The following is a 24,328-nucleotide window of genomic DNA, read 5'->3' on the forward strand; positions in this document are numbered from 1 at the left end:
ACCGTCAACCGCCGTGGCTGCCACCTTGGCAAATGGGCCGCCGAGTGCTGCTGTTAGCCGAATCACGGCGTTTTGACTACCGTCCCCGACTGCATGGAGAGCATTCTCGTAACCACTAATCAGCCCCGTCCATGGCAGGCCCTGCAGGGATTTCGGTGTCAACCCGCCTCCGGCATGGTCCTCCGGTAATCCCCGCCACTTCTAACGGGGTTCAAACTGACCGCACTTGTCGACAGATCTGTCCAGCGTTGTTGTTGGTCGAGGCCGAAGGTGTCGACAAAGACACCCCGTCGCCTAGCTGCTGGAAGACATCGGTGACCAGCGCAAAACCGGGATACCGGCTCGATTACGCGGCCTGTATCCGCCATCAGTGCGTACATTGCCGCTGCTCTCATCGACGAATTTCAGGGGGCCTGGCTGGCATTCGCGCTCTGGGGCAATGAGTTGCAGAAGGGCATCATCCACTGCCACCATTGGCGGTATTCCGCCTGGGATAGGTGGACGTTGTGCAGATTATGTGGTAGTACCCGGCTTTGGATCGCCCATGTAGGCCAGTTGCACGTAGCGGATGAAGCGCGCCAGCTATGTATTGGCCTCAGTGACCGACAGCCGCGACGATGGCTTACTTCCTCGAGGTTTAGCGGTATGTGCCATCCGCTTGACGCTCCAGCCCATAATAGCTGGGCACATATGTATTATATTCTTCCTGCCAAGCACGAGACTGGCGAATAGCCTCGTCGATCTGCTTCTGGGTCATTTTTTTGGAAATGCGTTGTTTGCCTTCGACGCCAGCGGTACCACAAAGGTCATAATATTTATAAGCTTTGACGAGATCTATCTCAGTACCCACACCTTTTTCATAGCTTTCAGCCAATAGGGGTAAGCCAATGCTATTTCTTGGTTCAAATCTATTGAAGACACCTTTTTTCAGCCACGAAAAAGACTTACTTTCATCCCGAGGAACTTTTTCACCCCTTTCGTACATATATGATAGTTGCCCAGCGGATTCTCTATCGCCAGCGTTACCTGCCCTGCTTAGCCAATAGATACCTTTTTCGACATCGTAAGAATAGAGCTGTTCCCATTCCTCACCCACATAGGCCAGCCCCAGCATGCGTTGCGCCAGAATAAAACCATCCTCAGCCGTTTCAGTTGCGAGCTCTCTCGCCTTGTCAATATTTCTTTCCACACAAACGCCGTGATAATACATGGTGGCCAGAGCATGACCGGCATCGGCGATATCAGCCTTCCAGGATTGTGTTAATAGCTCAACAGCTTTTTCACAACTCCTCTCAACATGGAACTCTTTGTCACCATTCAGATAAAGAAGCCCTAATAAATATTGCTTCTTACTGGCATTGGGGGGAGAAACATCCTTGACCTCTTTCTCCGACAGTTGATCAAAAGCTTCCTCAATTGCCTTTCGCGTCGGGTCCTGAAACAGGACTTCAGCCTGTACGCTACTAGAAAGACACAACATCATCGTAAAAATCAAACGTTTCATTCGGGTGTCTCCGGTTCGCTTTCTGGATTTTCGAGTTGCATAGTCAATAGGTCACGACTGAACGAATTGGTGTCTGTAGATGTAAATCTGATCGTGAGGTCAACCAATTGGCTCAATGCGTTTTTCGAGTATATTTGCGACCACTCCGTCTCGTAGGCCTTGTCTTTCAGCGTAAATTCTGGACGGCGTTCGGATTCACTACCGGGGAGTGAGCTACTGCCATCCCCAAATATTAGCGTTTCACTGCTCCGGCTCTTTTGGTAGGTCCAGTCAAAAACTGCTCCCAGTCTTTTTTCACGAGGTACACATTGAAGCACTAACTCCATGCAATCCAACTTCGGCACCCGAACCTTCAGGTTGATTCTGACCAAATCTGCGACACGCTCCTCCTCTTCTCTGCGAGCCTCCGAATCGAGACTGAACCCCAGCATTCCACCGCCACTTGAGGTGCTATCAAAATATTTCGTCGGGTCGGGTGCCGCCGGTTCCCACGACAGTTCTACCACCAACCCCTCAAACACCATCTCCAGCGAGCTTTGTTCCGAGGCTAGGTCCTCGAACGGCTGTACCTGACTTGAGTGGTGGCCAACCAGGCTGCGATCGATCCACATCTGCACCGATGGCGCAACCAGGGTGACCAGCCAGGCACCCAACAAGAGCGCCAGGATACCGAAGAAAAGTCCCACAGCGAGTCCGACGACCACGCCTGCACCAATGACCAGAAGCGTGCTGATACCGCTGACCACTCCGAAACCACCCATGATCTTCTGGTTATCGGCGGTCAGGCTCTGGCCCACCTGCCTGGCACGCGATGACTCGGTCAACTTACGCATTCCATCCCAGATCGACAGGGTTCCACTCGCCACGCCGAGCAGTCCGCCGCCCAGTTTCCAGGCGCTGGCGTTGACCAGTCGACCCAATGCCCCTTCGGCACCCGACCCCAGGCTGGCGGCACGAATCGTCTGATACCCTTGGGCAGCCCCCATACCCGCACTGAGTAGACTGACCGCTGAACTCAGCAATCGGTTCCAGTCGGCCCCGTGGTTCTCCTCGGCCAGCAACTCCTGGTCAACCGCCAACAGCAAATTCCAGGCGGTCAGTCCGAACGCCAGCAGCTTGCCGTAGCTACCACTGCCAGCGATCTTTCCGGCAATATCACGGGCACTCTTGGCGAGATCCGCCCATTGCTGCTGGGCTTGTTCGGCATCATAACTGTCGCCCGGGGCACTGTTCGCGACCAGGCGCTGGACCGTCTCCTGATCAAGCCCAAAACAGGGAATCGTAACGGTTACAACAACCCCGTTTTCCCCCATGGGCGCGGAAAAATTGCCGCCGCTACTTCCAAACGAGGGCATGGCACGTTCGGTATCTGCCCCTTTGTTGTTCGTACTGTTCTGATAATGCTGGACGATCTGGCGCTGCCAATGGGCATATTGTGCCATCGTCAACGTAACCTCGATCAGTGTCGCCGGAGGCGCCTCACCTTTCTGCACATCGGGATCACTCATGAAGACCAGTTGTTCCAGGTGCATGAAGCGACGCAAGGTAGGCTTGGTATCGTTGGCGGAGCCGCTAACAAGGTCTTGGGTCACGAGTGTCGCAATGGCGTTACCGATCGTGCTGGCGAGTTGACCCTGGATGGGGCGCAGCCGGTTGATAAGATCATCGGAGGAAGGCTGTCGATAATCCAGCTTGAGCGTTGAGGCCTGGAGGGTTCCGAAGCGATCCCCCCAAGCAGCCAGCGTATCCGCCGATAGTTGGTTACCGGCGGGTACCGATGACATGGTGTCGCGCGCCCGGCTTATCAGTTCTGCATTGTTGGAAAACAGGGCAGCCAGAATGATCGAGCCTTCGGCCATCATAGTTTCGGCAATCGATTGCCAGAGGCTACCACTGGCCGGGGACAGAATACCGCCCCTTAACGTATTGGCGAGCATGCCACTCAGCCCCAACCCCATCCAGTAGTCCGTGTGACTGTAGCGGCCTATCAGGTCAGCCAGGTGGTGCTTCACCCACAACACGTAATCACTATCGTGTAGGGCTAGAAGGGCCTGGCAAACGCGGGTTTGCTTTTCGTGATGGTCCGTGAAGTCTTTCAGCGTTTTCGTGTCATAAAGCTCATCAAGTTGGGCGGCATGCTTCTCGGCCATACGCTCCGCCTCAGACTTGATGCTGTTGAGCAGAAGCTGTTTGCGTTGGATCTCGTTATCATAGAAGGGATCTTGTTGCGCCACTTCGGCCGCGCGTGCGACCATTACGTCACTGCTAGCTGCTCGGCGGGCAAGCGTCTTCTCTCGCTCCGCTTTTAATCGTTTCAGCTCTTCAATGTCGGCTTGAAGCTGCCGCTTCTGTAGTGCTCGCTCTTCGGCCCCGCGTTGTTGTTCGAGCAAGAATTCTTCTCGCTCAGCCTCGGCCTCTCTGACCGCCTGATTCAACTGATTTCGAGTGCGCTGAGCCTGCGCCCGTTCTCTCCGGGAGACATCGTCGCCGGAATGGCTCTTGTCTTCAAACGCATCTCGCTCGGCTCGGGCTTTATCAACAGCTTCGTCCAGCGATTTCTTCTGACTCGCGGTGTAGTTCTGTGCGAAGTTCTCCTTGAACGCGTCAATCGCCTGCTTGCACAGCAACTTGCGACGATTACCGTCGCTTTCGCACAGGAAATCCTCAACCTCGGCAAGCGCCTGGTGACGATAGGCGTTAAGCTCATCGATAATGCCGGCTTCATCTTTGACCGCAAGAATTAACCCTTTCCCCTGATAGCGACTGGCTGCATGGTCCAGCCGAAGGTCCATGGCTTCTTTCAGGTCTTCTCGGCTATACAGTTCGCGCCGGGGGCCGCTGGACCAGAACTGCGTTCCCTGATCGTCCGCGCCATCGCTGTATTCCGCCACTTTATCGAGTTCGTCCGTTCCATAGGCGAACGGTTGGCTCTGGCCATTTACCCAGCCCTGGATATCGACTTTCTGCATATGGGCTTCGCGCCAGGCGGGGTCGCTACCGATCCTGTGGATATGATCAATGGACCACGCATGCTCGGAATACGCATAGTAGAGCGTTCCGGAGTTGTCGGGGTCTGGTAGCGTCACCAGAGAGGCGTGCAGAGCGTCATTTGCCTTGTTCTTGCAAGCTTCGGGAAAGCGGATGTCATCCAGAGCTTCAGGACGCGCAACTGGGAACTTGTAAAACTTGCCGTCACTGGTGATCGCGTAAGCGTACCAATACATGCCATGAGGGTTGTCCTGATCATAGAAGTAAAGGTAACCCTGGCGCAGCTGGCGCAGTATGTACTTGTTAACCTGACTGTCGGTACTTTCTGCAATTTCATTCCTGATATCCGCAGGCACCTCACGAGCCACGCGGTTACCATTTTCATCAAGAGACTGGTCGAGCATGATATCGGTGAACTCTCGAACACGGGCTTCATCAAGCTCTGGAATACCACTGTTCCGATCATTGCGCTGACACACGGCATAACGCACCGGCAATATGGGCAAGCCTTTGCGCTCGCAGAATTTGCAACGTTCACTCGACGCACCGGCTGTCTCTCCTGCAGCGGCATGAGCATTCATCCTTGATGCTGTTGCCATGCTAAGAAATCTCCTCAACTGTTGAAATCACTTCCCATTCCTTGTCGGTAAGGCGATTGGTCAATCCGATATAGCTGGAGCTCCCCACTTGTCGCAGCAGATTCTGCATAAGGGGGTGGCGATGAAAGTCAACGTGACTCATCAGGCCATGAAGCACGAAAGCAGTCATGTCCACCCGTTCGGTCAGCCCGTTTGCATAAGCAGCCACGAGCAGATTGTCGATCAAGCCATCTGTGGCAGGTGTCTGCTGATCTTCTTTCGGTAGGGCCCGATAGCGTTCAAAACAACGATTGATCTGTCCAATGCGGTGAATGGCCTGCCACTGTTCGGCGGTTAAGTGAAGGCTGCCCAAGTGACGCTGACCAGAACGGTGAGGGGCTATTTCACGAATCCGATTCTCCTTATCCAGATAAACCCAGCGATCAACCGGGCCCAATAATGCTGACAACTGCCAGGGCTCCAGAATACGCGTCAATTGTTGAAGCACTCTCGGGTCATAGAAACGTAACAGAGCGCGGTTGCCTCTCCGAGATTTCTGAGAAAGCTGTTTACTGAGATAAGTGGCCAGCGTACGGCACGAATATCGCGACATGAGCCAGCCGCAAAAAGGGACAGGCCCCAGCAGACTTGATGCTCGTGCGTTCCTTTCTCGCAATAACTCACGCTTCATCTCCTCAATTGATTCACTATCAAGACTCTGTAGATAGAGTTTTTGAGACGGCGTTTCGGCGAAGAATGGATTTCTGACCAATTCTGCTCTTTTCAGAGCCTGGCCACTCAGGCGACGTCCCGGCGTATGGGCTGGATCGATCAGACGATACAACTGACCGGATTTTGCAAACGTCAGAGCGTCGTTAATGAACACAGTCTCATCAATACTCTTCACGGTCAGTTCTCCACGGCACCATCGCCGCCGCTGGCTGCCGATTGGCCCTGATTTGGACAGAGTGTGTTTTCCCCCTCCGGCAGCTCCGGCATAGGCACATCGACGCTCGCCGGCCCAGCAAACGCATGCTGGGCGCCTTTTACGTCGATGGTGCCCGGGCCATGTACCTGGACATCACCGCCTTCGATGCGGATGTAACCGCCACCGCTGGCCAGCAGGATGCCGTTGGCAGCGTTGATTTCCACGCGGCCTTCGGTGGAGGTGATCTTGAGGTCTTTCTGGGCGGTCAACTCCATAGCATCGCCTTGCGCTTGCACCTCTACCTTGCCTTTTGCCGCAAACAACTTGATGCCCGCCTTCTGCACGAACAGCGACAGGGCTTCGGAGATGGACCCCACCAGGCTCTTGCCAGTAGCAACGTTCACGTCTTCGCCCGTGGCCACGCTCAGGGATTTGCCTTGGGCCAGGTGGGTGGATTCTGGCGTGCTCATTGTGATGCCGGCGGGCGAGGCCAGGTGCAGCCAGGGCGCTTTCATTCGGGCCGCTTCGCCTCTGCCACCACTGTCACTGGCGCCGGCGGCGTTGCTTTGGTCGCTGTCGGTGAGCTGTTCGCTGGTGCCGTAGGTGTCGTCGGCGTCTTCACCGGCCTGTTTGAGGTAGGCGCTGGCTTGCAGGCCGTCGGCGTTGTGGTCCTGGGCGCTCTGGCTGAGGGTATCGGTCAGTTGCCAGGCGCTCTGGATCTGTTGTCTCGCCGGGGTGAGGTCGAGCTGGTCGCCGCTGGCGCCGATCTGGCCCCAACTGGTCAGGTACAGACCTTCGTTGGCCCGGATGGCGCCGTAGGCGTCGGTGCGCAGTTCGAACCCGGTGCCTCGGAAACTGCCCCGGTGGTTGCCATTCTGATGGATCAGGTAGCCCAGGTTGAGCTGGCTCTTTTCGTTTTCGGAGTTCAGGCGCACCCGTTCCTGGTCGGTGGCGTCGTCAAAGACCAGTTCGTTGTACTTGCTGCCCCGGTAGGTTTTGCTCTTGAAGCCGGAGAGCAGGCCGTGGCTGTGCCAGTTGGGTTGCTGTTCGCCGTTGTACACGCGTCCGGTGATCAGGGGGCGGTCGGCGTCGCCTTCGAGGAAGTCGACAATGACTTCCTGGCCGATGCGGGGCACGAACACGCCGCCCCAGCCGGGGCCGGCGTTGGGCTGGGCCACCCGCAGCCAGACGCCGGCCTGTTCGTTGTGCTGACCCTGGCGGTCCCAGTGGAACTGGACGCGGACCCGGTTGAGGGCATCGGTGTGGATTTCTTCGCCGTCGGGGCCAACGACGGTGGCGGTCTGGGGGCCGCCAATGACCGGGCGTTTATGGCGTAAGGGTGAACGGTAAGGCTGGGTGCGGCGCTGGGCTTCCAGCTCCACCAGGAAGTAGCCGGTGCCTGTGTGCTGGTAGTCGTTGGCCGCTTCGTTCTGGCTGTCTTCCAGGCCCTGGGCGCGCTTGGCGGCGTCGATCTGGGGCTTCAGGCTGCCGGGTAAGCTGTTGAGGTGAGCCGAGACCGGCAGGGCGTTTTCCGCGTGGACGATGACGCCGAGCACCAGGAACTGGCGTTCGGCTTCGCCGCCGGTGTCGTGCCGGGGGTGCTGGCTGAGTTCGAACCAGCGCCCGGCTTCCAGTTGCCGCACACCGCCGGCACCCCGGAAGCGTTTGGCCTGGGATTCATGGGCTTCCAGGCGATTGGCGGTCAGGCGCTCGCCCCGGTCGTGGCCGTGGTAATAGTATTCCCCGGCGTAGTCGTAGACTTCGGCGTCCGGCAGGTTGCCCTGGTCACTGAGGGTGCTCAGGCCGGTGCGTTTGGTCAGCGACGGCTGTTTGTAATCGAAGGTGCCGACACTGACGCGGGTGGGCTGCTGCTGGCGAACCCCGCCCCACTGGGTGAGGGCGTCTTCCTGCTCGGTGGCGGCCTGGCGATGGAAGCGGATAAGCCGGGGCTGAACGGGTTGGGTGGTGTCTGCGTCGTCGGTGATCACCAGGCGGTGGCCGTCGAAGCGGTTCGCCTCCTGACCTTCGTCATCCTCACCACTGCCATTACCGGAATGCTCGAAGTAGTACCACAGGCCTTCTTCTTCCATCAAACGGCTGACGAACTGGAAGTCGCTTTCCCGGTACTGCACGCAGTAACTGCGGGCGGGGTACTCCCGGCGCAGGTCGAAATGGTAACCACCCCGGGCCAGTTCGTGGCCCTCAAAGACCTGACCAAGGATGTCCACCACCGAGCGGTTCTGGAAGATGCGGCTGTTGCGCCTAAGCTTGAGCATCTCCAGCCAGGGCACCAGGGTGAGCTGGTAGTAGGTCACGCCGCCGTCTTCGCCCAGCAGGGCGGCTTCGGAGACCAGACCGTGCAGGTGGCGGTGACTGCCGTCGGCCTGCAACACCGACAGGCGGGCCGGCTGGGCCATCAGGGTTTTGAGTTCGATATCGCCCTGCTGCGAAAAGCAATCGAGCGTATAGCGAAACGGTTCGCTGATCCGTTGTTCGCCCACCAGGCGGTGAGGCATCAGCGGCGCGCTGACCGACAGGCTCAGCAGGCGCTGGGACTGGGACAGCGGGGTGTTGAATGTATTGATTAGATTGTCGAGCATGGTCTCAGCCATCTTAAAATTCCCTTTTTAATCCCGACGGACGCTTGCCCCCATTACGGGTTGATTGCTAGATTAAAATCTCTCAAAGGCCCCAGTGACGGGGCTTATCCTCTCAAACTTGTCAGGAAGACCCATTAAGATGAAAGGAATCGTCGTACTCGGTGATGCTACAAACCACGGCGGCAAAGTGATCTCCGCCCAAAGCAACTACCTGATTGATGGCAAGCCCGCCGCCTGTGTAGGCGACAAGGTTACCTGCCCCCAAAACGGGCATGGCGGAACAACAGTGATCGTTGAAGGCCACCCCACCATGAAAATCAACGGCAAACCGGTTGCCCTCCATGGCCACAAAACCGCCTGCGGCGCGAGCCTGATTTCTTCCCACAACGGTGACAGCGGTCACGAGTGATCCTCTCCGGCATCCGTGGCCTCACTAACGGGGCCACGCAATGCCCACATACGGGAACAGCGCTCGGCATGGACCCCAAGAATAACGGCGTGCTCCTGCGGCTTGAGCTCTGCCAGGGCCAGAACCAGCATTAACCCCGTCACGGCTTCTCCTACCCAGCCGCAGAGCCCATCCACACCGATACCATCATCAATGGTGTCAATTTCCGGCCAACGCTCAATGGTCACGCCACCGACTTCAACCGCACGGCCGGGCAACCCAAACGCATCAATAACAATTCTGGATGGCGCCCCTAATGCGTCGTCTTCAGGCCAGAATTCACCTAGCATCTGACTCATGGCTTTGCGTTTTTCGTAGTCCCGGCGTGTCGCTCTCGGCGGGTGCTCATGAACCATGGCCCTTTCGAGCGTCCATCCGTGTTCAGGGTCGGCGCCCTCTTCCGTCAGGCGGTGCAGTAGAACTGCGGCTGCCGCCTCTCCAGGATAAAGTCCCTTACCTCGGGCATTCTGTACCAATACATTGCGTAGCTCTGGAGACACCAGGTCCTTGTCGTTAGCAACCGAATCCACACTGATCCAGAGCACGTAAGGCATGCCACCGTCAGGCGATGCCAGGGTGGTATGAGGATCGCTGCCCTGCTGGCTATGACGAATCTCTCCCAGCCAGTCTCCGTAATGGGTGTCAGCGATGACCGCCCTGAGTCGGTCGATGAGGATGCCGGCCGCTTCCCCGGATGCCACCGGGGCCGAGAGAACAACGTCGTAACCCGTTTCTTCCGGCAGTCTATCCAGCAGCATCAGAGCTTCCACCAACGCTGACTGCACCAGTTTATGCAGCCGCAATGCCTTGGTTTCCAGCCGCGCGAGTTCAGGCTCAGAAACCTCCGCCAGCCCGGTAATCTCGTGAACCAGCAAACCATAGCCATCTGCGCCACGCAGCGAGGACGAAAGCGCGGGTGTGTGGGCTTCCGGAAGACTGTCGGAACTGACCAGGCCGGCAGGCGTTAGTGCCACACCATCAAGTAGCTGCAGTCGGTCAGCGTCGTAATCATCGCGCACCGGCGATGCCACTGTTTCAGGCTCGCTGATCGGCTGGCGCTGATGTAAGAGATCAAAAATTGAGGCGCGGGACATAATCAATAATCTTCGCTTCGGGACTGGGTCCCCAGCGTATCCTGAATCGTATCGATGACACCGTGATCCTTGATCACATCTTTGAGCCACTCTTCCAGTGGCATACGGCCCCATTTCACAGCACGCTCAATGAGATACGGAACCGGACTATGGGGCTCCCGTTCCTTGAAATAGCGGGCAACGCCATTAAGCAGCTCAAACGCTTCTTCCCGGCTTTGTGGATTGCTGCGCATTGGCCCCGTTCGCTGGTCACCCCTCGCAACAGCAAAGGGCTTCGAGTCACCGTCTGCCAATGACTCCTCCTCTCCGGTCTCGATGGTATCGGGCTCTTCACCGGCCACCACACTGGCACCCCGATCCCGAAGGAGCCTGGCGGTCAGATCCCGACACTGCTCCATAACTTTTTCGAGAGCGCTATAACTTGGTGCATCACGCCCGAAGCGCTGATCTCCAGCACCATCCAGCAGTTTCAACGACGCCAATGCCGAAGAGATCACAGCATGCCTCTCCTGCAGAAACTCGGTATTGGTCAGCACAACGGAGCGTTGAAAGATTTCGTCGTTAATCTTGCCGTCAGCCAATGCCTGCCCCATGGCATCCGGATCGTTCCTGGCCAGGTTCTCAACCTGTCGGGACTCTTCGTAGTCAGCAAGGCTGTATTGTTCCCCCATCACCAGCGGCAGGGTCCGAACCACAGCAACCAACGTATCGCCCAGCCAACTCAGGCGTGCCACACGTTCGTCAAAATCCTCCTCGTCCAACTCCGGGTATAGCGTTTCCCAGTAGTCTTCAAGCAGGCGTGCTGCGAGCATCAGGCCAAACGAAATCCCCTCAAAACCCTCTCGATGGGCCAGGCCTTCGCACAGCCAGCCAGCCAATTGAAGATCTTTACTCTGGGCGGTGAGTGCCTCGCTGGTGAGGTTGATCACCTGAGGCCAATCCGACTGTTTGAGTTCGGTTTTCCACTCTCCCTGGGGCAAATAGGTCGGGTCTGCGCGGCGCGCTTCCTTTATTTCGTCGAAAAGCAGAGAAAATGTGAGGTCTTCACCTCCAGCATGAGCGCTGCCCTCAATGGGGCTAAGCAGCTCTTCGATGGAGAGTTCGCCGAGTCGTTCCATGTCTTCTGTCGCCATCCTTCCGGGCTTGGTTTTCTGAAGACACGCCCGGCATCCCTTTGGCAGGTTACCAGGCGTACCTTCCCGTCACTCCAATGGAGCGACAAGACTCACTTAGCTGTAGACCTTGTTGCGAGTACGGTCCCAGCCACCGGCAACGTTACCGCCACCCTGGCCATCAGAACGCTTCTGCTGGGTGTAAGTGATCTTGATCCGGGCGTAGTTGAACTTGATGTTCTCATACGGCAGATCGAGACTGTCTTCCCGGTCATTGCGCTCATAACTGGATGAGGCCGAAGAGCCCTGCATCGTTGTGGAGGAAACGATGACTTCTTCCAGTTTGATTTCCATGTAGCGAACCTTATCGCCACCGGCGCGATTGACATGCAACACTACTTCCTTGATGTGCTGGCCTTTGCAGCACGCCTCAAAGAGCTTCGGAGAAGCCTTGTCTACCAGCTTCTGCACCTGGAACTCGCTGAGGTTTACACGCTCTGCAGAAGCGCCACCGGCAGAACTGGCCGTTGCGGAAGTTGCCTGGCTGGCACCGAAGTCAAAGCTCTTCAGTTCGATCCAGTCAGGGTGTTTCTCGTCCAGGCTCTCTCCCGGAATGCCGTCAATTTTGAGGTAAGTATCGAAAGCCATCCTGCTTTAATCTCCTTTTGCTGTTTTGATGAAAGCCGCCTCAGGGCGCCCTTCAATCTCGCAATCTGATTTATGTTCGTCCTAAACACACCGACACTAATCAAGTGATGATTATTGATGTGGTTAAGTATTAACGTCCTGCTTAATCTCTCTAAGTCTCTTTCTATTCGACGATTTGCCCTCCTTAGCTGTTTACTGTTGTTTCCTTACTTCTATTTCGACACGGCGGTTCGGTGCCAAACAATCAATCAATTGCGCCCGAGACTGGTTGGGATTACAGGTAACCAGCGGCCGCTGACTGCCCGCTCCCTTCGCGGCAACCAACCCAGACGGCACGCCTTTGCCAATGAGGTACTGGCGAACGGTCATGGCCCGTTGGAGCGATAGTTTCTGGTTGACGGTCTCGTTGCCAATCGGGTCCGCATGCCCGGTAATCAGGATCTGGCCAAGATCCTGCGTATTCAGCAGCCGTTCAGCGAGGTTATCGAGCTCCTGCAGGCCTGCATCCTGCAGGCCTTTGTAGTCGCCCCTGCCAAAGGCAAACAGGGTGTCGGACTCCAGCACAATGGTCTCCATGCTGGTGAGGGTCTGCTCAAGCAGACTGTCTATGTAGTTACGGCTGCTGGACACAAGAAACGCGTTCGATGAAATACGGGGAACATCGGGCTCCTTGATCTGCTGACGATAGAAATCGATCTGGCGCCCCGCGTAACGGTAATCCCGTTCATTTTCATTGATTGCGACGCCAGTTCTTTTCTGAATCGACGGGTACCAGAACGCGGGTAGCTGGCCACGCAGTTCTTCAGAATCGATGTCCGCCCGTTCAACGTCTGATAGCGTCAGGTACGTATCCAGGGTGGTCCGTCCAAACCGGGCCAGGGACTCGGCACTGTTGTCCCGGGGCCTCGCGTAAGGAGACACGGTGTCTGGTCCTTCGACCGCATGCAACTCATCGCTGTTCCGGCGATAGACGGGAATGGTCGTGAGAGTGAACAGTGAATTGGTCAGGTTCTGCTCCACGGGCTCCAGCATCACCGAACGCAAGCGGTTGAAATAACGGGCACGCAACTCAGGCTCGATTGCCTCGCCCTGATAGAGCCCCATGCCCAAAAACCAGGGCGGCCCATCCTGACGCCACTGGTAATAGCGGCTGCTGGATTCCCGCAAGGCATCAAGGGTTGCCCAGGGGGCGTACTGATCATCAAGGCGCTCATCATCAACCAACCTCGCCTCGGTAAACGCCGTGGACATAGCCTCGATCTCACCATGATTGCGAACCGCCGATGTAATCCAGAGGCCGCAGAGGATCAAAGCGGCGGTTCCGGCAGCCAGGGTCCAGCGCAGCTTACGACGCCGGCCCCGGGTGTCACTGGAATAAAGACCTGCCAGGTGCTGATCAGCAATGATGACCTTCCGGAACAGTTTATCGATAAAGAGAGGGCGAGCAGCTTGCTCACCTCCACCCTCACCCGGTCTGGCCAACGCGAAATGGCGTCCTACCCGGGCGGCGTGCTCCCCTTCAATCACACTTCCTTCCTGCAGAGCACTGACAAAGTAAAAGCCCCGCAGCAGTGGCGCACTCTGGTAAGGGTTGGCGTTGGTTAGCACGTCCACAAACCGGGCCAATGGCTCTCGCAGGGCGTTAAGCTCCAGGGGAAAGCGAAATGCCGCGATGTCACGCTGGGTATCCACGATATCGCGCTGAATTATTTCGTCATCGGCGATGCGCTGCCAGTGACGGCAGAGTCTCGCCAGAGCATCATCAAACTGCTGGCTCCAGGTAACATCTTCAGGCTGCATGTGGGGAAAGGTGTGGCCCAGCACCTCACTCTGGTGGCGGGGATCAAGACGATCGAAAAACGTGGTGAACCCTTCAAGCAGATCGCATTTGGTGAAAACGAGATAAATCGGCAACCGGGCTTCCAGATGCTCACGGGCTTCCTGAATCCGCTCACGTAAGCGGCGGGCGAGGTTGTTGCGCTCGGTATCACTGGCCTGCACCACATCACTGACATTGACCGTCACAATCAGGCCATTCAGCGGGCACTGACTGCGATACTCCTTCAACAAGGTCAGAAAGCCTTTCCACTTTCCGGCTTCTTCTTCGCTGTCCATGTACCGACCAGCAGTATCCAGCAAAATCGCGTCAGAGCTGAAAAACCAGTCGCAATGGCGGGTTCCGCCCATGCCTGCTACCCGGGCGTTCTCACGATCTGCAAAAGGAAAGTTCAGGCCCGACTGGTATACCATGGTGCTTTTGCCGGCGGCCGGCTGACCAACAATCATGTACCAGGGCAGTGAATAAAGCGCGTCAGCCTTTCTTTTACTCTTACCCGTGCCGTTATTTTTCAAGCGCTCAATCGTTTTCAGCAACCGCTCACGCAGCAGGCTGATTTCCTCCCGGTCCCCGGGGCTGGCGCTCAGAACGGCGGCATCGGCATCTTCCCGGAGCAGGTCTTCCAGATCACGTTTCTGACCAACCCCGCGGTAAAGCAACAAGATGTAGAACGCAGAGACCAGGACAAAACACAGAATCCCTGTTAACAGACTGATCAAAGATGACAACCCCAGCGCCACTCCCAACCGCCATATGAGGAAAATAGCAGCAAAAAACAGCATCCCCATGATGTAGGGCTGGTACTTGAAAAATACGTACTTCAGATAAGCGAGTTTGAAACGTTTCATTAGCACGATCTGCTCACATTCCTTTGTCTACCGCGAATTGCGGGAAAACGGTCCATAAAATCGGCCAGGCTGAGCCCGGTATCCGGCAGGGGCAACGCCCCCGGGTGCTGCTCGCTATCAGCAAATGGAGACAGCACATCAATACAAAACTGACGATCGCCAGGATTGGAGAACACCTCAAAGAACTGCTCGGCACTCCGCCAGACCGGCATTAGTAGCAGCCTGGGACGCATAAAGTCGTCAATCAGAAGACTCATGACCGGAGTTCCCATGGCGCAGGCGCTTCCAAGCCATTGTTGCCAGAAATCCGCAACCGGGCGCTTCAGCCCACGCTCCGCCGGTAGCGGGAGCATGACGGCTTCGGCACTGCCCTCATGCCATCGAGTCAGGGCATAGTGAAGGCGGTGCAGGCAGGCTCCACTCACGAATTCCGGCCAACCTGCTTCCAGCGCACGGGCAATATCGTCAAAGCTGTAGTCACGTAAAAATCGCTCATGTATGCGCTGATAAAGCGCCAGATCCTGGGTATTAAATGCACGCAGTTCCTGAAGCGCGGCCACGGGGTCGATGGGCAGATCTCCGTGTACCGAATCTTTCAGGATCTGCTGGGCGTGTCCGGCAAAGGTCTCCACCATGGTGTTGATGAATGGCAGTGCACTGTCTCGCCCTGTCTCCGCCTTTAATATCTGAAAGATGAAAAACGGATAACGCCTTCCGGACGCATCGCAGGAGCTGATCATTGCCCCCATCACGTCACTGCCATTGCGGGCGTGATAGTTGAAAAAACACACCGGCAGCGCATCAAAACGATGTTTCCAGTCCTCATGGTCCAGAAACTGGATCAAGGCGTTCTGCAGCCACTGGTCCAACTCCTGAATCACTGATCCTGAAGCATTCTTCCCGACAAAGTCGGCCTTGGACGGCACCTTGCCAAAGCAGCCAATCATGACAATTCCTTTTTCATAAGCTGCTTACTCACCCATCTCCGGCAGACTCAGGGTTTTGATTCCCTCCAGATCGGAAACTTTCACACCCCCGAAATTGCGAACATCGAAACTCACCACACCCATATAGGTGTGCCAACTGAGCCGTTGCCTGGCGTTATCGATGGACTTAACACTTGCGCTCTCAATCATGCGCAGAAATCCCCAGCGGTTGGGGTAGTCGAACACCGTGTGGCGCTGGCCCTCGCTATTGATAATGTCCATTCGAGCGCCAAAGACTTCACCATTACCTGGCCAGACCAATCGCTCCCAGGATTGTGTATTGTTCCGGTAATGCAGGCGTTGACCATCAATTGTGAGGATTATGTCGGTCAGGCCGGAGGTGGGGTTCAGCTGCAGTTCAAACCCATTCTTGAGGTCTGACAGACTGTCGATAACGCGTCCAAGCGAGGTCGCATGATCGATGCTGGACAGCATGCGTGGATCAACCATGGGTGTAGTCTGGTCACCTCCCGGCCCCGCAAGTTCCCCTATCTCGTCCTTGCGGAATCGAGACATGACGCCGCTGTCCGGATCGATAAAGAATTCAACATCCCGGACCGAGGCCTCATTCACCGAATCATTCATCGGATAGCGCCCGGCAATCATCCGGTCCCAGGGTCTGACAATTTTTTTCTCCCAGGCGGCGTTAAGCTGGTCACGGGCCGGGGCATTCAACGCGTTGCGGGTGTTTTCAACCGGCACGCTGAACAGTGGTTCCAGAGCCTGAGCCAGGGGCGAGTCCGAGGTATAAATCCGGGACGCAATGAAGTTGCGTAGTGTGTTGATCTCATTAGGCTCCCCGGCCAGCGTCGAGACAATCAGGGCCTTGCTGCTGCTTCCGACATCCTGGGCACTGCGGACGTTGTCCACCCGGACTTTCAGTTGCCTCAGGTTTAGAAGGTACTGGTTAAGCACTGAGTCATCGCTGCCGGTTGTATCGTCGGCAACCAGCATGCGTGCTACCGGACGGAAATGACGTGTGAGCAGGCCGTCATTGATTTTTGGCAGGGAGGCGATATTGACGTTGGAGGTCACACCTTCATTGCCATCAAAGACACTCATTACCCGCCCCCAGAAGGAGTTTTCGCTGCCTTCCTTACCGTTTCCTGCAGCATTATCAGCGGACTTGGGGTTGTCCCAGTCGGTATTGGCATCAACGGTCTCAAGTATCTGACGCAGCGGTGAATTCTGCAGGTCGCTCAAATGGGCGAGGGTTGGGCTAGCCTGGTCCAGGGTGTCAAAGCTTGAGATATAGGTATTGTCGAGGAAACGCTCCCACGCGATTGCGTAATCACGCTTGTAACGCGCCATTAGCTGACTGACAAACCGGGCCTTGGAGCGCACCGCATCATCCACGTTCTTGTCGTCAAGAACCCAGTCCGATTCCTGGTGGAGATCACCTGATACCGTGTCAATAATGGCCTGACGCAAGTACTCATCCCAGACTTTCCTGGTATAGAAAGCGGGTACGGCGCGACTTGAGTACAGCAACCGCCCCTTCAAGCCCGGCACCATGCGGGAAAGTGTGAGCGGCTTGAAACGTTTCTCGACTTCCAACTGGTAGCGCAGGTATTCCCGATCAACCAAGGTACTGTCGATCAGGAAGTTATTAAGCCGATCACGGCTGTTGGCTACCAGCACACTGTCGCGCTCCAGTGCCGGGGCCAAGCCCTGTTGCAGGTAATGCACATAGAGCGCTGCATTCGCCATGATGGTCTCGCGCGAAGTATTCTGATCCTGCTGTTCAGCGTAATCAGCCCACAGGCGGGGCAAAGCGGAAGCAACAAAGTTGCTCTGATTCTGATGGGCTCCGGGCTCCGTGAGAATCAGGTACAGCTGCAGGGAGGAATAACTTTCGATCAGTTGTCCGACATCTTCCGGGGACAGACGAGTTAACATTTCCTCTGAAAGTGATGGCCCCAGTTCACCCGATAGCTTCTGTGCCTCACCATCAGCGCCCCCTTCACCGATTGAACTACCCATCGAACGCGTCCGATTACGCAGCCCCTCTTCAAGAGACGATTCTGCGCCACTTCGCACCGAGTACCAGGCATCCCGGATGTTGTCGGTAGTCCTGGAGCTCACTTCCCCGCGGGCCCGGCTGCCCAGCTCCGAAGCACTGGTGGGAACACTTCCGAACGTAGGCCGGCGGGTAGAGCGCTCCTGCACCCGAGCCAGTGTTTCGTCGCCAATGTCTCTGGTTTGGTTACCGACCGCCTGTGGAGCACCGTTTACAGCCGGTTTCGGCTTTCTGGATGCGGCCGATGCCGTTTGGTGAGCCCTGTTAGCCGCTTGTTGATCGGGCGCACCAAGGCTATCCAGCGACCTGAGCTGCTCGACCAGCCTCAGGGAAACCGGTCTCAGCACATCCTCTCTGAACAGGGAGGCCCAGGCTCGCTTCAATGGGTCGTGCAGAGTCTCCCCCTGGTAGAGCCAAAGGCTCAGTTCCAAAGGCACTCCGTTCTCCCGATATTCCTCAATGCTCGCCAACTGCTGCTCCAGGGTATCGAGCAGCAACCGTCGGTTAGGCTGGCTCAGTTGATCAGCGTTATTCTCCCCCGCCAACAGATCAACCCGTTGCTGGATGGCATCGATCCATTGCTTGTTATTGTAGGCGGACCATCCCTGTGCGGTGATAGCCGCAATCCCCAGCGCACCCAAAGCAGCAATCATAAATGTCGGCAGTGAACGCTGGCCACCTTGCTGGGAGTAATAGAGGCTGAGATTTCGGTCAGGAAAAATAACTTTTCGAAAAGCGTCCGTAATGAAATAGCTCTTCTCTCCTGATTTGGCTTCCAAGGCGGAAGTTTGATTCGGTGCCAGAGCGAAATCACCACGAGTTTGCTCATCCAGAAGCGCCGGCAGGCTCTCTCCCGTCTGTAGTGCACTCGTGAAGTACATACCTCGCAGGACCGGAGCCCGGCTGGCATTGTGCTCACTATCGAACTGTTCCAGGAAATCACTCAGCACACCGAAAAGCTCGGCGAAGTAATCCGGGAACCGCAACAACTCGCTGTCAGTATCGGGACCCTCTTCCAGAACACGTCGATCCACCCGCTTACGCAAGGCGCTGACAAGCGAGGGGAAACCTTGCTGGAAGGCACGAGTGACGCCCTGGCGGCGAAGCTCTTCAAGAGAAAACGTCAACCCCCAGGGGCGTTGACGCTCTGCGGCGTCCATGGTATCAAACGTACGGGAAAATCCGGGCAGGAGGTCGGATTTACTGAAAAACAGATAGACTGGCGGATTGATACCCAGGCATCGGCGGTATTCATCAACCCGGGCCACAAGCTGCTCTGCCTGGGCGTGCATCTCCTGACGGGACTGTTCAAGCAGCTCGGGCAGGCTTACCACCAGAACCAGACCGTTAATGGCAGGTTTTCTGCGCTGTTTACGCAGAGTTTTCAGAAAATTGGAAAACTCACTGGCGGGGCGATCTTCAACGAGGTATCGCCCCGCCGTATCAATCATCACCGCTTCTCGACTGAAATACCAGTCACAGTGCTGAGTGCCACTCACACCTGAAAGATTGCTGCCCCCGGCCATGGTCGCCGACAGCGAGGAACGGGTTAGCAACGAGGTTTTACCCGAAGCCGCCATGCCAATAACCAAATACCAGGGAAGCTCATAAAGGGAAGCTTTACCACCGTCCACTGAGCGGGCAGCCCGCTGCATGGCCATGGCATGCTTCAGTCGCTCACTGAGGATCTGGAAGTCGCCTTGCTCATTGTCCGCAGCTTCCCGGTGTACTTCGAGCTCAACCAGGTTCTCAATGTTCCGCTCGGCACGGATACGATTGTACTGCCGTAAAACAACCACCAGAAGCCAAAGCGCGGTGACCAGCGCCATGGCAATAAAAATCAACTCGCGCTCCTGGGTAACCAACGGCAAGAGCAGCACGCACAATGACAGACCAACCAGCCAGAGTACGATGGAGAGTGGCCAGAAACCTTTCAGCGAACGGAGGAATCGAAGAAAACGCATATCGAGCTCTTCCGTTATCGGTTGTTGTTGAACAGACGCTGGATCTGTTCAATCAATGAATCGGTTTCACTGCCAAGCCACCAGCGAAGTCCTCCATAGACCACCAGGCAGACCACCACAATGATCAGAAGGTACACCCACAGTGGGATCTCATAGCGCAACAGCTGACCAACCTGGTCCGGCAATTGCCAGCTGTCATGGCTGCTTTGCTCCCGCTTGCGACAACGGGCAATATCCTGCCCAAGGGTATTGGCGATGTAGCGAAGCTGGTCTCGGCTTTCAAAGCTGTATTTACCTTCAAAGCCAAGCGCCAGGCAAAGGTGGTACACCTCCAGCACATCCACGTTGGCCCGCAGATCCTTGCGGAGCTCATCCAGGTGGTCGTAAAACCCCTCGCCAGCCAGATGCACACCAAAGTACCGGTACTGGAATGGGTCCAGCTCCACATGATCCCGGATGTTACCGGCTCCGCCCTTGAGCACACTTTCATCCAGGAATGCGCAAAGAGCATATTGGGCGTCTTTTACCGCCTCAGCGCTGTAATTTTCCGCCCGGGCTTTCTCTTCAAATTCGCGCAACCACTGGTCCACACGCTCGAGAAAGTTATCCACGCTCTCCGCCTGCTGGCCATTGCGAACCATCAGCACCATGGCGATAAAATCGCGGGATAGCGTTTTAAGAGTTCGCGGTTCAGCGACCTCATGGGAGTGAGAGAGGGCTTGCGCTTCGGTCATTTCATCACCGCCATCAGTTCTATGGTGAGGTTCTTGAATCCACTGGGGACGTAAAAGGCGATTGCCTGGGACTCCATCATCCGCTCGTAAACAGCACCCTGGGGCTCAAGCGCGAAGTAATGGTTATCCAGGCGCACTGGAATGGAGCTCGGCAGCCGGGCCGTGTGCGTCAGGGTGGCGCCAGGCATGGCGGTGTTGACCACCACTTCGATTTCCTCTGGAGGACCCACTTTGAATGCACGTGGAACCAGCTCCAGAATCTGGGCACCGGGCATGTCTGCATGGACGCTGATATAAAATTCGGCGTTTTTGAGACGTGCATCGTTAAGCCGACCAACGTAATAAGAAGATCGAGTCTGCTCCAGGGGGATCGGGATGTACTGGTTGGGCACCACCACTTCCAGCAACTCGCGGACTATTCTCTCAAGCTCCAACAGCACTTGGGCGGCGTCACGATGATTATATTCGGGTATGTCCGCCAGCTTGTGCGACATGGAAAACGTCATCAGGCTGGCGGCCAGTTCCGCCAGGAAGCGGTAGAGCGCCTCCGGATGCAGACCTGGATGCGCAAGGAGATGCGCCAGTTGTGGATAGGCACGATTGATGGTGTAGAGCAGCCAGAACAGTGTCACATCACTTGAGCCAAACTCAGCCACCTGGTCAGCACGTTCCCGGCGGCGACCGGAGAGGGCCTCACTTCTCGCCTGCAACATGCCAATGAGACGGTTACCAATATCAAAGGGCAAAGCAACCGCATCCAGGTGCAGGGTAGGCGGCATAAAACCCTCGGTATCAAGGCTAAAGCCACCAGCTGCGTTGCGTTTTAGCAGCGCAATCGGGCAATAGGTGAAGCCATCAAGAGTATCGCCTTCCATCAACAGGGTGGCGTTAAGCTCAAGCGTCCCCAGCTCGTTTTCAAGTGCCCCTTCATTGAGGTCCGGCAGGGTTTCAAAACTCTGCAGATAACGGCGCCCACCATGACGCGGGGTATCCTGGTAGATATAACTTGACGACCAGGGCTCGAGATTTTTCAGGGCCACATGCACCCTGACCTCACCGTTCCGTGACAGCTCGTTCAAGTCACGCCCCGGAGGCAATGGGTCATGCGCCGGGGCGTCAATCAGAGTACCGTCCGGGAACAGCACTTTGAGCCGGGTGAGTCGTAAGGTGCCCTGCTCCAAGGCTCCCTCATCAAATTTCAGCGCCTGGACTCCCCAGTTAAACGGCGAGTGACTGTGGCAGACCTCGGCCAGCTGGCGCTGATGAAATTCGTCCTGGTACTGGAAATGCTGTGGCAGGAGGAACATGCCCTCCGACCACATAATGCGGTTACGTTTACCCACGTCCTTGTTCGAACCTCTACATCCCTGTTTCAAATTCAAAGCCACCAAAATCAATTTCAGTGGCGCGTTCCGTCGCTATGCGTTGTCTATTCAACCGCTAGAAAGGTCTGCCCGCGCATGACCTCCATCTGGTCTTCCACCAGGTGGATATAGACGCCTTCCGAGGCACCCAGCAAACCGTCATTGCGAAGCTCGTCTGCATCGAATACTGCCTGCCAGTTGTTGTTGATGGTGTTGCGGAAAAACGCGGCTACACCAACGAACTGGGCCGCCGGGTCAAGGGCCGCAATATCGATCTTGAACTGGCCGGGCAACATAGTGACTTCGCGCTGCGACAACAGTCCCTTGCCCAGGACGCGATCGGCGTCATTCCAGAGTTGACGCGGAGAAGCCGTGGCAAAAGGCCCACGTTCAGACAATTGATATATGCGGAGAACAACCGAGAGGGGTTTACCGTCGAAACCCGGATTGAGGGATTCTTCGGTATGAATGACGACACGCACTCTTTCTTCATTACCAACCAGTTCTCCCGCCCAAGTATCCTCAAAGCGGTTTCCTACACGATCAGCAACGCCACATCCCAGTAGTGCGAGCGCAAGGGAGCAGACTCCCAAACTGCGGAGAAACACCTTCATTGCGATTCTATTCCCTTGAATCGTCGATCCGTCGGTCCATCTTTACTGGCGGGCTATTCCAGTATTCATCGCCCTTGCCAGAAAACCCGAATCAGGTTTATTGAATGTTCACCTTGAACATGTCTCGAACGTTACAATAAGATAACCTCCTGAGCAAGGACTAGGAAGTCCACACAACGCAGACTCCAAGGATGGCTTCAAGCATGAAAGCGATTAGTCGCACTTCACTGATTGCTGCCGGGCTACTGTTACTGACAGCCTGTGCCAGTGATCCCCGCCCTCAACATGATTTTATCCGGGTCATGGAGAGATTTGGCGGCACCCTCCCCTGCAGTGACTGCCAGGGCATCCACACAGACCTGATCCTCAAACGCAACGCCAGTACCGGGGCTCCTGCCGGTTTTTATCTTCATGAGGTTCGAATTGACGCGCCTGGTGGCGAGCGGGTCAACTCCGTGTGGGGCCAGTGGTCTCAGTACGACCGTGACGGCAACTTACAATCTGAACTCTACGTCCTCCAACCTGAAGTCGGAAAGCTACGGCGCTATCAAGCCAGTGCGGATGGCAAGCTACAACCGCTGGATGACCGAGGCAACCCGATCAATAGCGCCGAAGGCACTCCAGTCGTGCTCAAGCGCCTTGCGTCAGAAGTGGCAACACTCTGAAGCCTCTCGAGAGGCTCAAACGCAAGCACCCGACGCCCCAACAGGAATCGACCATGACGCAGAGTTTTAACGTTGACGATTTTATTCGATCACGTAAGCAGACACGCCGGATTTCAGACCTGCTGAAAACCCAGGCAGCGGATTACCTGGCTACGCTGTCTCCCCTGGTTCGACCTCAGCCCTTGTTTGGGGAATACCTGCAGGGTGCGCCGCGAGGCAGTGGGCGGGAAACACAGCACCATTTCAAAGAGTTTCGGACGCTGTTTGACAAACACGCCGGGCAGCGTCCATTCAATCTGATCAACGAGCTTGAAGTGCCGCTTCATATCATCAGCTCAACCCCGGAACTGTTTCCACTGGAATACGATCACGTCCTGGAAAACGGTACGACCGTCCGCGTGACCAGCCCGACGCGTTGGGTCGTGGGCTACAGCTCCTTCGACCTCACGCTTTTCAGGCAAGTGGTCAATGACCCCAACCGTAGCGGATCGGAGCTGCATCGTTTCGTGCTTCACTACCTGATGCTGTTTCACTGTTTCAGCCGGGCCGGCGGTCTGGGACGGCTGTGCCGCGGGCTTCGGTTTCCAATTGGGTTTCAGTGTCTGGATGATTTCGGGCAACTGCCCTTCTGCGTCATCAGCTCGCCCGTCACCTCATCCCTGCCTGACGATGAAGTGATACGTAACAGCACGGAGATTTCCGGCAGTCACAACTTTGAGGAGCTGATCTCCGGAGAAGCCATACAAGCCATGCAGGATGACTTGCGTGAGCAACTGACCATGACATTGCAGGAAGCAGCACAGAACTGATTGCCATCAGTTCGTGAAAACCATACCCAGCCATAACGACAAAGGACGACATCATGGCCGCTAGTGAAAGTACCCAGCATAAACTCTCCCGTATCCGGGCACCCCGCGTACACCTCACCTACGATGTGGAGATCGGTGACAGCATCGAAAAGAAGGAACTGCCATTCGTTGTTGGCGTCATGGGTGATTATGCCGGCAACCCGCTGGAACCCCTGCCCCGCCTTAAAGACCGTAAATTTGTGAACATTGACCGGGACAACTTCGACAGCGTACTGAAAGGCGTCAAACCCCGGTTGAGCTATCGAGTGGACAACACCCTGGCCAATGATGGCTCCCAACTGCCCGTGGAGCTCAACTTCAAGTCCATGGAAGATTTTGAGCCACAGGAAGTTGTGCGCCAGGTGGAGCCGCTGCGCAAACTTCTGGACGTGCGCAACAAACTCGCCGATCTCCGCAACAAAATGGGCGGCAATGACAAGTTTGAAGAATTGTTGATGGACGTATTGCAGAACACCGAAAAGCTCAAAACGCTGGGTGAAGAACTCGGTCGTGAAGCTGCAGCCGCCCCCCAAAACGACAAGGAATAA

Annotated in this window: 17 protein-coding genes; 4 read left to right on the forward strand and 13 right to left on the reverse strand. The window is 56.1% G+C overall.

The features are described 5' to 3' along the window. Nucleotides 1-637: 637 nt before the first annotated feature. The 4 genes from BY454_RS10975 to BY454_RS10990 are packed head-to-tail and all read right to left on the reverse strand — an operon-like array spanning nucleotide 638 to nucleotide 8,610. Complete coding sequence (locus BY454_RS10975; protein WP_104416581.1) at nucleotides 638-1,504, reverse strand: tetratricopeptide repeat protein; 867 nt, start codon at nucleotides 1,502-1,504, stop codon at nucleotides 638-640. Further along, on the reverse strand, nucleotides 1,501-5,091 hold the full coding sequence (locus BY454_RS10980) for a T6SS effector BTH_I2691 family protein (RefSeq protein WP_146082709.1): 3,591 nt from the start codon (nucleotides 5,089-5,091) through the stop codon (nucleotides 1,501-1,503). Before BY454_RS10980 ends, BY454_RS10975 begins: the two co-directional genes overlap by 4 nt. Nucleotide 5,092: 1 nt before the next feature. Next, nucleotides 5,093-5,977, reverse strand: a complete 885-nt coding sequence (locus BY454_RS10985) for a DUF4123 domain-containing protein (RefSeq protein WP_181049695.1) — start codon at nucleotides 5,975-5,977, stop codon at nucleotides 5,093-5,095. Nucleotides 5,978-5,979: 2 nt separating this feature from the next. Next, nucleotides 5,980-8,610 (reverse strand): type VI secretion system Vgr family protein, encoded by a 2,631-nt coding sequence (locus tag BY454_RS10990; protein ID WP_104416584.1) that lies wholly within the window; start codon nucleotides 8,608-8,610, stop codon nucleotides 5,980-5,982. Between the two features lie 127 nt (nucleotides 8,611-8,737). Between BY454_RS10990 and BY454_RS10995 the strand changes: the two genes are divergently transcribed. Next, on the forward strand, nucleotides 8,738-9,007 hold the full coding sequence (locus BY454_RS10995; RefSeq protein WP_104416585.1) for a PAAR domain-containing protein: 270 nt from the start codon (nucleotides 8,738-8,740) through the stop codon (nucleotides 9,005-9,007). Here the strand turns inward: BY454_RS10995 and BY454_RS11000 are convergent. The 9 genes from BY454_RS11000 to tssJ all read right to left on the reverse strand — a co-directional run bounded on the left by BY454_RS11000 (nucleotide 8,998) and on the right by tssJ (nucleotide 22,267). Beyond that, nucleotides 8,998-10,140 carry a hypothetical protein gene (locus BY454_RS11000; protein WP_104416586.1) on the reverse strand — a complete coding sequence of 381 codons (1,143 nt, stop codon included), beginning with the start codon at nucleotides 10,138-10,140 and terminating at the stop codon, nucleotides 8,998-9,000. The genes BY454_RS10995 and BY454_RS11000 overlap by 10 nt on opposite strands. Nucleotides 10,141-10,142: 2 nt before the next feature. After that, the gene (gene tssA / locus BY454_RS11005) at nucleotides 10,143-11,258 is read right to left on the reverse strand and encodes a type VI secretion system protein TssA (RefSeq protein WP_104416587.1); all 1,116 of its coding nucleotides are present in this window, start codon (nucleotides 11,256-11,258) and stop codon (nucleotides 10,143-10,145) included. 111 nt (nucleotides 11,259-11,369) lie between these two features. After that, nucleotides 11,370-11,900, reverse strand: a complete 531-nt coding sequence (locus BY454_RS11010; RefSeq protein WP_104416588.1) for an Hcp family type VI secretion system effector — start codon at nucleotides 11,898-11,900, stop codon at nucleotides 11,370-11,372. 192 nt (nucleotides 11,901-12,092) lie between these two features. After that, nucleotides 12,093-14,585 (reverse strand): type VI secretion system membrane subunit TssM, encoded by a 2,493-nt coding sequence (gene tssM, locus BY454_RS11015; protein ID WP_104416589.1) that lies wholly within the window; start codon nucleotides 14,583-14,585, stop codon nucleotides 12,093-12,095. Beyond that, entirely contained in the window at nucleotides 14,585-15,532 is a 948-nt protein-coding gene (gene tagF, locus BY454_RS11020; protein WP_104416590.1) for a type VI secretion system-associated protein TagF, read from the reverse strand. The genes tssM and tagF overlap by 1 nt, the downstream gene beginning before the upstream one ends. A gap of 24 nt (nucleotides 15,533-15,556) precedes the next feature. Next, complete coding sequence (locus BY454_RS11025; RefSeq protein ID WP_104416591.1) at nucleotides 15,557-19,555, reverse strand: type VI secretion protein IcmF/TssM N-terminal domain-containing protein; 3,999 nt, start codon at nucleotides 19,553-19,555, stop codon at nucleotides 15,557-15,559. A 14-nt stretch (nucleotides 19,556-19,569) separates the two neighbouring features. After that, the gene (gene icmH, locus BY454_RS11030; protein WP_104416592.1) at nucleotides 19,570-20,289 is read right to left on the reverse strand and encodes a type IVB secretion system protein IcmH/DotU; all 720 of its coding nucleotides are present in this window, start codon (nucleotides 20,287-20,289) and stop codon (nucleotides 19,570-19,572) included. After that, nucleotides 20,286-21,632: a type VI secretion system baseplate subunit TssK gene (gene tssK / locus BY454_RS11035; protein WP_104416593.1), complete on the reverse strand. Its 1,347-nt coding sequence runs from the start codon at nucleotides 21,630-21,632 to the stop codon at nucleotides 20,286-20,288. Before tssK ends, icmH begins: the two co-directional genes overlap by 4 nt. An 86-nt stretch (nucleotides 21,633-21,718) precedes the next feature. Further along, the gene (gene tssJ / locus BY454_RS11040; protein ID WP_104416594.1) at nucleotides 21,719-22,267 is read right to left on the reverse strand and encodes a type VI secretion system lipoprotein TssJ; all 549 of its coding nucleotides are present in this window, start codon (nucleotides 22,265-22,267) and stop codon (nucleotides 21,719-21,721) included. Between the two features lie 203 nt (nucleotides 22,268-22,470). Between tssJ and BY454_RS11045 the strand changes: the two genes are divergently transcribed. Genes BY454_RS11045 through tssB form a run of 3 tightly spaced genes read left to right on the forward strand, consistent with a single transcriptional unit; the run spans nucleotide 22,471 to nucleotide 24,328 of the window. Further along, a complete protein-coding gene (locus tag BY454_RS11045; RefSeq protein ID WP_181049696.1) occupies nucleotides 22,471-22,932 on the forward strand; it encodes a copper resistance protein NlpE N-terminal domain-containing protein in 462 nt (153 codons plus the stop codon). 53 nt (nucleotides 22,933-22,985) lie between these two features. Beyond that, nucleotides 22,986-23,741: a hypothetical protein gene (locus BY454_RS11050; protein WP_104416596.1), complete on the forward strand. Its 756-nt coding sequence runs from the start codon at nucleotides 22,986-22,988 to the stop codon at nucleotides 23,739-23,741. A 53-nt stretch (nucleotides 23,742-23,794) separates the two neighbouring features. Continuing rightward, the gene (tssB, locus tag BY454_RS11055; RefSeq protein ID WP_104416597.1) at nucleotides 23,795-24,328 is read left to right on the forward strand and encodes a type VI secretion system contractile sheath small subunit; all 534 of its coding nucleotides are present in this window, start codon (nucleotides 23,795-23,797) and stop codon (nucleotides 24,326-24,328) included.

The organism is Marinobacter persicus (assembly GCF_002934325.1).
Lineage (GTDB): Bacteria > Pseudomonadota > Gammaproteobacteria > Pseudomonadales > Oleiphilaceae > Marinobacter > Marinobacter persicus_A.

Bases quoted from the DNA above. Each gene is read 5' to 3' on its own strand.
- BY454_RS10975 (WP_104416581.1), bottom strand. From the start codon at position 1,504: ATGAAACGTTTGATTTTTACGATGATGTTGTGTCTTTCTAGTAGCGTA.
- BY454_RS10980 (WP_146082709.1), bottom strand. From the start codon at position 5,091: ATGGCAACAGCATCAAGGATGAATGCTCATGCCGCTGCAGGAGAGACA.
- BY454_RS10990 (WP_104416584.1), bottom strand. From the start codon at position 8,610: ATGGCTGAGACCATGCTCGACAATCTAATCAATACATTCAACACCCCG.
- BY454_RS10995 (WP_104416585.1), top strand. From the start codon at position 8,738: ATGAAAGGAATCGTCGTACTCGGTGATGCTACAAACCACGGCGGCAAA.
- BY454_RS11000 (WP_104416586.1), bottom strand. From the start codon at position 10,140: ATGTCCCGCGCCTCAATTTTTGATCTCTTACATCAGCGCCAGCCGATC.
- tssA (WP_104416587.1), bottom strand. From the start codon at position 11,258: ATGGAACGACTCGGCGAACTCTCCATCGAAGAGCTGCTTAGCCCCATT.
- BY454_RS11010 (WP_104416588.1), bottom strand. From the start codon at position 11,900: ATGGCTTTCGATACTTACCTCAAAATTGACGGCATTCCGGGAGAGAGC.
- tssM (WP_104416589.1), bottom strand. From the start codon at position 14,585: ATGAAACGTTTCAAACTCGCTTATCTGAAGTACGTATTTTTCAAGTAC.
- tagF (WP_104416590.1), bottom strand. From the start codon at position 15,532: ATGATTGGCTGCTTTGGCAAGGTGCCGTCCAAGGCCGACTTTGTCGGG.
- BY454_RS11025 (WP_104416591.1), bottom strand. From the start codon at position 19,555: ATGCGTTTTCTTCGATTCCTCCGTTCGCTGAAAGGTTTCTGGCCACTC.
- icmH (WP_104416592.1), bottom strand. From the start codon at position 20,289: ATGACCGAAGCGCAAGCCCTCTCTCACTCCCATGAGGTCGCTGAACCG.
- tssJ (WP_104416594.1), bottom strand. From the start codon at position 22,267: ATGAAGGTGTTTCTCCGCAGTTTGGGAGTCTGCTCCCTTGCGCTCGCA.
- BY454_RS11045 (WP_181049696.1), top strand. From the start codon at position 22,471: ATGAAAGCGATTAGTCGCACTTCACTGATTGCTGCCGGGCTACTGTTA.
- BY454_RS11050 (WP_104416596.1), top strand. From the start codon at position 22,986: ATGACGCAGAGTTTTAACGTTGACGATTTTATTCGATCACGTAAGCAG.
- tssB (WP_104416597.1), top strand. From the start codon at position 23,795: ATGGCCGCTAGTGAAAGTACCCAGCATAAACTCTCCCGTATCCGGGCA.